The 6,000-nt window shown below is 29.9% G+C and carries 7 protein-coding genes; all 7 read left to right on the plus strand.

Annotated elements, in window-relative coordinates; translation table 11 throughout:
- The first annotated feature begins 47 nt into the window (after nucleotides 1-47).
- The gene (locus KQI38_RS02365) at nucleotides 48-554 is read left to right on the plus strand and encodes a hypothetical protein (RefSeq protein WP_235601425.1); all 507 of its coding nucleotides are present in this window, start codon (nucleotides 48-50) and stop codon (nucleotides 552-554) included.
- A 257-nt stretch (nucleotides 555-811) separates the two neighbouring features.
- On the plus strand, nucleotides 812-2,203 hold the full coding sequence (locus KQI38_RS02370; protein ID WP_216555118.1) for an alanine/glycine:cation symporter family protein: 1,392 nt from the start codon (nucleotides 812-814) through the stop codon (nucleotides 2,201-2,203).
- A gap of 105 nt (nucleotides 2,204-2,308) precedes the next feature.
- Nucleotides 2,309-2,863, plus strand: coding sequence for an RNA polymerase sigma factor (locus KQI38_RS02375; RefSeq protein WP_158220186.1), 555 nt, complete (start codon nucleotides 2,309-2,311; stop codon nucleotides 2,861-2,863).
- Nucleotides 2,860-3,357, plus strand: a complete 498-nt coding sequence (locus KQI38_RS02380) for a hypothetical protein (RefSeq protein ID WP_216555120.1) — start codon at nucleotides 2,860-2,862, stop codon at nucleotides 3,355-3,357. Before KQI38_RS02375 ends, KQI38_RS02380 begins: the two co-directional genes overlap by 4 nt.
- A gap of 4 nt (nucleotides 3,358-3,361) precedes the next feature.
- The gene (locus tag KQI38_RS02385) at nucleotides 3,362-4,165 is read left to right on the plus strand and encodes a hypothetical protein (protein WP_216555122.1); all 804 of its coding nucleotides are present in this window, start codon (nucleotides 3,362-3,364) and stop codon (nucleotides 4,163-4,165) included.
- Nucleotides 4,155-5,063, plus strand: coding sequence for a hypothetical protein (locus KQI38_RS02390; protein WP_216555124.1), 909 nt, complete (start codon nucleotides 4,155-4,157; stop codon nucleotides 5,061-5,063). The genes KQI38_RS02385 and KQI38_RS02390 overlap by 11 nt, the downstream gene beginning before the upstream one ends.
- A 427-nt stretch (nucleotides 5,064-5,490) precedes the next feature.
- Nucleotides 5,491-6,000 (plus strand): ATP-binding cassette domain-containing protein (locus KQI38_RS02395; protein ID WP_216555145.1); only part of this gene is annotated, 510 nt, incomplete at its 3' end.

Raw genomic sequence — 6,000 nt, forward strand, 5'->3', positions numbered from 1 at the left:
TAATAAAAAAACATACAATTTATATTTTATTAACTTACAGTGGATCAATGCTTTCTAAAGTTATAAATAAATATACTAAAGAACCGTATTCTCATGTATCTATAGCCTTTGACGAAGAATTAAAAGAATTATATAGCTTTGGGAGGTTGAGACCTAATAATCCGCTTATTGCAGGATTTGTAAAGGAAGATATAGTAAATGGCACCTATGCTAGATTTCCAGAGACTAGATGTGCTTTATATTCTCTTGAGATAAATGATTTACAATATAGAAGGTTAATGAAAGAATTACAGAAATTTAAAAAAGACGGAGAGAAATATGGATATAATTTAATCGGGCTATTAGGGGTTATGGTAAATTATCCCATTCAAAGGAAATATAATTATTTCTGCTCCCAATTTGTGTCATCATTACTTCGTAAGAGTGGTATAAAGTTAATCAATAAGCATACTGCCCTAACGTCTCCTAGAGACTTTAGAGAATGCAGAGAATTAAATCTTGTATATGAAGGTAAGTTACAGAATTATAATTTGAAGCAATCATACTTATATTAATAATTAGTAAAAACTCTAAAAATATAAAAATTATTTTTAGAGTTTTTTTATCTTATAATCTAGAATATTTTATCATGTGTTAACCTGTGCTTAAAATTTAACTTATGAAATTAAGCTATATTTCGATGTGGAAATTAATAAAGTATAGGAAAGGAGGGAAGAAAGTCATTTGAGAAAGTAGAATAGCTTAAGAACTAAAAAATTACAAGGTTATTAGGATGATTAAAAGCACAATGTTTTCCTAGGAGGTAATATCTATGTCAATTATCACATGGTTAAATAATAATATTATATGGGATATGCCCATGCTTATATTAATGATTGGTACAGGAACTTATTTAACTTTTATAACTAACGGAGTAATTTTTACAAGATTTGGCACAGTAATGAAATATACATTAAGAACGATTTTTAAAAGATATGATCATCAAGAAAAAGGTACTATAACTCCATTTCAAGCTGTATCTACAGCACTTGCTGCAACTGTAGGCACAGGAAATATTGTAGGTGTTGCCGTAGCGATTCAAGTAGGGGGGCCAGGTGCTATATTTTGGATGTGGGTATCTGCTCTTATTGGAATGGTTACAAAGTATGCTGAAGTTACATTGGCAGTTGCATATAGACATAGGAATAATAAAAATGAAATTGTGGGAGGTCCTATGTACTATATAACTAAAGGTATGGGGAGTAAAACTCTAGCCTATTTATTTTGTATATTTGGATTTCTTGCATCTTATGGTATAGGTAATATGGTGCAAGCTAATTCATTGGCTGGTGGTCTTGAATCCGTATTTAGCATTCCTACATGGGTAACTGGCATTGTTTTGGCAATATTAGTAGGGCTTGTCATAATTGGAGGAATTGGTAGAATTGCTAGCGTAGCAGAAATATTGGTTCCATTAATGGCTGTATTATATATGTCAGGTGCTGTTGTAGCATTAATAGTTAATGCATCTAATATTCCGGCTGCTTTTATGTCTATTATTAGGGATGCATTTACAGGAACGGCAGCAGTAGGCGGATTTGCAGGAGCAACCTCAATGTATGCCACTAGAATAGGTATAGCACGTGGAGTTTTTACAAATGAGGCAGGCTTAGGTAGTGCTCCTATTGCTCATGCAGCAGCACATACAGATCATCCAGCTAGACAAGGATTATGGGGAGCCTTTGAAGTGTTTTTTGATACATTGATAATGTGTACTGTTACTGCACTAGTGATCCTATCATCTGGATTATGGACTGATCCAAACTTAGATGGCAATATCATTTCATCATTAGCTTTTGAAAATGCCTTTAAAGGTGGAAGATACATTGTTTCAATAGGTCTTGTTTTATTTGCATTTGCTACAATAATTGCTTGGTATTATTATGCTGAAAAATGTGTTGAATTTTTATTTGGTACAAAGGGGATTATTCCTTTTAGAATATCTTTTACCGGAGTGGTATTTGTTGGCTGTATATCTAAGCTTGAGCTTGTATGGGAACTAGCTGATTTATTAAATGGAATGATGGCTATTCCTAACTTAATAGCTCTTATTGCTTTAAGTGGTGTAGTAAGAAAATTGACAAAAGATTTTTTTAATGATCCAGACCGTAAAAGACTAAAAAATGAAAATTTTTCTAAATATATTATTATAAAGAAAAAATAATATAAATGAAATAAACATCCAAGCACAAGAAAAATATTTAAAATTATTTTTGCAGTATTTTTATTTTTGCTTTCGTTATAATTAATGATAGGAAGGAGGGGAGATATGATTAATGAGTCAGTACTGATAAAAAAGGCATTGGAAGGAGATCAGGATTCCTTTGCTGAAATAGTTGAACAATATAAAAATTATGTATTTGCTATTATTCTTAATTTTATTAAAGATTATAATGAAGTTGAAAATGTGGCTCAGGAAGTATTTTTACAAGTTTATCTCTCCCTCCCAACTTATGAATCTAATAATTTTAAAGGCTGGATTGGCAGAATTGCATCAAATAAATCTATAGATTGGCTTAGAAAGAAGAAAAGTAAATTTAGAGAAGAAGTAATGGAGGACAGTGAAGAATTAGTGGATAATGTGAAATTTAGCCATAGTCAGACTCCAGAGGAAATATTGATAGAAAAAGAAAAAAAAGAAGAAATTTCTAGGTTATGTAAGTCAATTCCTCCTATATATGAAGATACAATAACAAAGTTTTACTTACAAGGAAAGTCTTATGAGGAAATTGCATCAGAAGAGGGAACTACAGTTAAGACCATAGCTTCAAGATTATATCGGGGAAGAAATATGTTAAAAGAGAAATGGAGGGAAAGATTATGAAACATTATGATTATGTAGAATGGGTTTTATACAAAAATAATCTTCTTGATAAAGAAATTCATAGAAGGATGGAGGAGCATTTACTTCTATGTGATGAATGCATGGAGATTTTTCTTTCTCTCATAGATGAACAAGAGATGGAAAATGTAGGAGCTATTATTCCAGAGGATTTCACAGTAAAGGTTCTAGATAGTATTAAAAATATTACTCCTATAAAGAAACCAATACGGAAAACAACAAAGAAAACAATAAAGAAAAAAGTATCTAACGATTTCTTTGTATATTATGCAGCAGTAGCGTCAGTAGCTATTATTTTAACTGCTACAGGATTCTTTGGGAGAATAGTAGATACCGTACCTCAGATATCTTCAAATGTATCTTCAAAAGAAAGCAGATTCAAAGCTAGTACAATATATGATCTTACAGAAGAAATAACAAATAGAACTTCTAAGTTTATAAATAATTTTCAATTTAGAATAGGTAAGGAGGATTAATAATATGAGACAAAAAAATAAATTTACTACATTTTTGTTGTCGTTTATACCAGGGTTATCTCATTTCTACTTAGGATATGCCGATAGAGGATTTATTTATCTCCTCATATTTGGAATGCTATGTGTAGGCACCATTGGGTTAAGCGTTTTGACTTATAGAGAAGAATTTTTAATATTGCTTGTAGGAGTTCCTATTATTTGGTTGGTAGCACTAATAGATGCATTTTCTACAATTAATGCCATGAGATATGGAGATAGCTCAGAAATAAAAAACATCTGGAATTCACAAGAAACAAAAATTTCCAATAAAAAGATTATTACTTTGGCTTTATCAATCATACCAGGAGCAGGTCATATGTACCTAGGCTATCAGAAAAAAGGATTAGTATTGATGGGTGGATTTTTCTTCGCTATATTTTTTATGGGATGGCTTCAGTTAAGTTTTTTACTGTTTTTATTGCCGTTAATTTGGTTTTATTCATTCTTTGATGCTTTCCATACACTTAATGGAAGTGATGTAGAAGATATGGATATATCGAAGCTATTACCAACTATTAAGCCTGAATATATAGGCATGGGGCTTGTGGGAATAGGGGTGCTTGTTGCATTGCAAAAAGTATTTTATCCAATATTAAGTCAGGTGCTTTCTAAAATATTTAATTACCATAACTTATATCAGGTAAGAAATTATATCCAAACTTCCATAGTAGCTTTGATATTCATTATTGGAGGTATTAAAATACTTCACAAAAATAAAAATATTGTGGATGATGAGATGGAGGAGGATGATGAGGAATATGAAGAATAGAAGAGTAGGGACCATATCTATGGCCATAGTTTTAATTGGATTTGGAATACTGATATTTATAGCTCAAATCAATGAACTATCAGCTGCAGAACTTGCCATAAAGTTTTGGCCTAGTATATTAGTTTTACTAGGGGGAGAGATTCTCTGGTTTAGCTTTAAGGAGAAAAAAGAAAATGAGGGTATAATAATAAGATATGATGTGTTTTCTGTATTTATTGTAATGATTATATTATTTGTGAATATATTGATTTATGGACTTGTAGAAACAGGTGTGATGACAGTTATAAAATCAAGAGTAGCATCACAAACATTTAATTATGAATTACCATTTGAAGAATATAGTGTAGAGGATGGTATAGAAAAAATAATAATTGATGGACCTAGATATTCAGAATTTACTGTGAGAACTAGTAAAAGCAATAAAATAACTACTTCAGGATTTATAAATATAACAACGGATAATAAAGAAAATGCTGAGAAATTATTAAATGAAAATCATATAAGTATAAATAAATCAGGAAATATTATGTATATAACATTTAAAGACAAATCAGATTATTATCAGTATAATCTTAGGGATTTAAATATTATTATACCAGACAATAAGGAAGTAGAGATAAACGGTGGAAATGATTTAGATTTGATAGTTGATAGTTTAGATAATAATTTAATAGTTGATAATATTAACAGATTGAAAATAAGAATAAATGAAAAATTAAATGTTAAAGTAGAAACTACTGCTAATAATGAAGAAGAGTTAAGAGGAAATGTGAAGTGGAATACTACTCAAATAGGTAGTGAAAATTTCCCCAAGTATAAGGGAGAATTAATATATGGTGATGGAAATAATATTTTAAAGATACTTAATTGTTATGATATAGCAGTAGATGGAATATAAAAGAACCTAAGGGTTCTTTTTTTTATACTAATAATACCAAAAAAATATATTATTTTGTATTGTAACTTAGTATTTTTCAATCCCTCATTTTTTTATAATCATATGATAGTTATTAAAATATTATTTAATATGAGGATATATAGGCATAAATTATATATTAGTCTTAGTATAATCTAGTAAGAGTATTAAAGAATGATAGTAAAACTTTTAGCTATCTTATTTATAAAAGTAAGTGCGGATACCTAATAAAAAAACTAAAGAAAAGAGTTTATAATTCAAAGATTTTGTTGCTAAATATTTATGGAATAAATGCCGAGGTTGCATTTATTTTTATATATATTCAGTGAAAGCATCTAAAGAGTAAATCCTAGTGTCTAAACTTATATAATACACTAGTAAATAAATATAATAAGAAAGGAAATGGGAAATGGGAAATGAAAAAATATTAGAGATCAAAGACTTACACACTGCCTTTAGATTTCAAGATGAGTATTTTGATGCAGTCGATGGTGTCTCTTTTTCCTTACACAAGAATGAGCTGCTAGCAATAGTTGGAGAATCTGGCTGCGGAAAAAGTACAATTGCCAACTCTATAGTAGGATTACATGACAAGAATTTTACTCGAGTCAGTGGTGAAATAATTTACAATGGTGAAAACATGGTTAATTATTCTGAGGAGCAACTAAATGAAATTAGAGGTAAGGAGATTGGTTTTATTTTTCAAGATCCATTAGCATCATTAAATCCATTGCATAGAATTGGGAAACAGATAGAGGAGTCTTTAATCTATCATACTGATTTGAATAGTGATCAAAGATATGAAAGAATGTTACAGCTTTTAGATCAAGTAGGGATAGTTAATCCTAAAAGAACAGCTAATCAGTTTCCTCATCAATTATCAGGCGGTATGAGGCAAAGAGTTTTAATTGCTATAGCT

Origin of the sequence: Tissierella carlieri (assembly GCF_018917285.1) — a bacterium.
Lineage (GTDB): Bacteria > Bacillota > Clostridia > Tissierellales > Tissierellaceae > Tissierella > Tissierella carlieri.

What these genes read in the sequence shown, in the direction of transcription:
- KQI38_RS02375 (WP_158220186.1), top strand. Translation starts at nt 2,309, where the DNA reads ATGATTAATGAGTCAGTACTGATAAAAAAGGCATTGGAAGGAGATCAG.
- KQI38_RS02390 (WP_216555124.1), top strand. Translation starts at nt 4,155, where the DNA reads ATGAAGAATAGAAGAGTAGGGACCATATCTATGGCCATAGTTTTAATT.
- KQI38_RS02385 (WP_216555122.1), top strand. Translation starts at nt 3,362, where the DNA reads ATGAGACAAAAAAATAAATTTACTACATTTTTGTTGTCGTTTATACCA.
- KQI38_RS02365 (WP_235601425.1), top strand. Translation starts at nt 48, where the DNA reads ATGCTTTCTAAAGTTATAAATAAATATACTAAAGAACCGTATTCTCAT.
- KQI38_RS02370 (WP_216555118.1), top strand. Translation starts at nt 812, where the DNA reads ATGTCAATTATCACATGGTTAAATAATAATATTATATGGGATATGCCC.
- KQI38_RS02380 (WP_216555120.1), top strand. Translation starts at nt 2,860, where the DNA reads ATGAAACATTATGATTATGTAGAATGGGTTTTATACAAAAATAATCTT.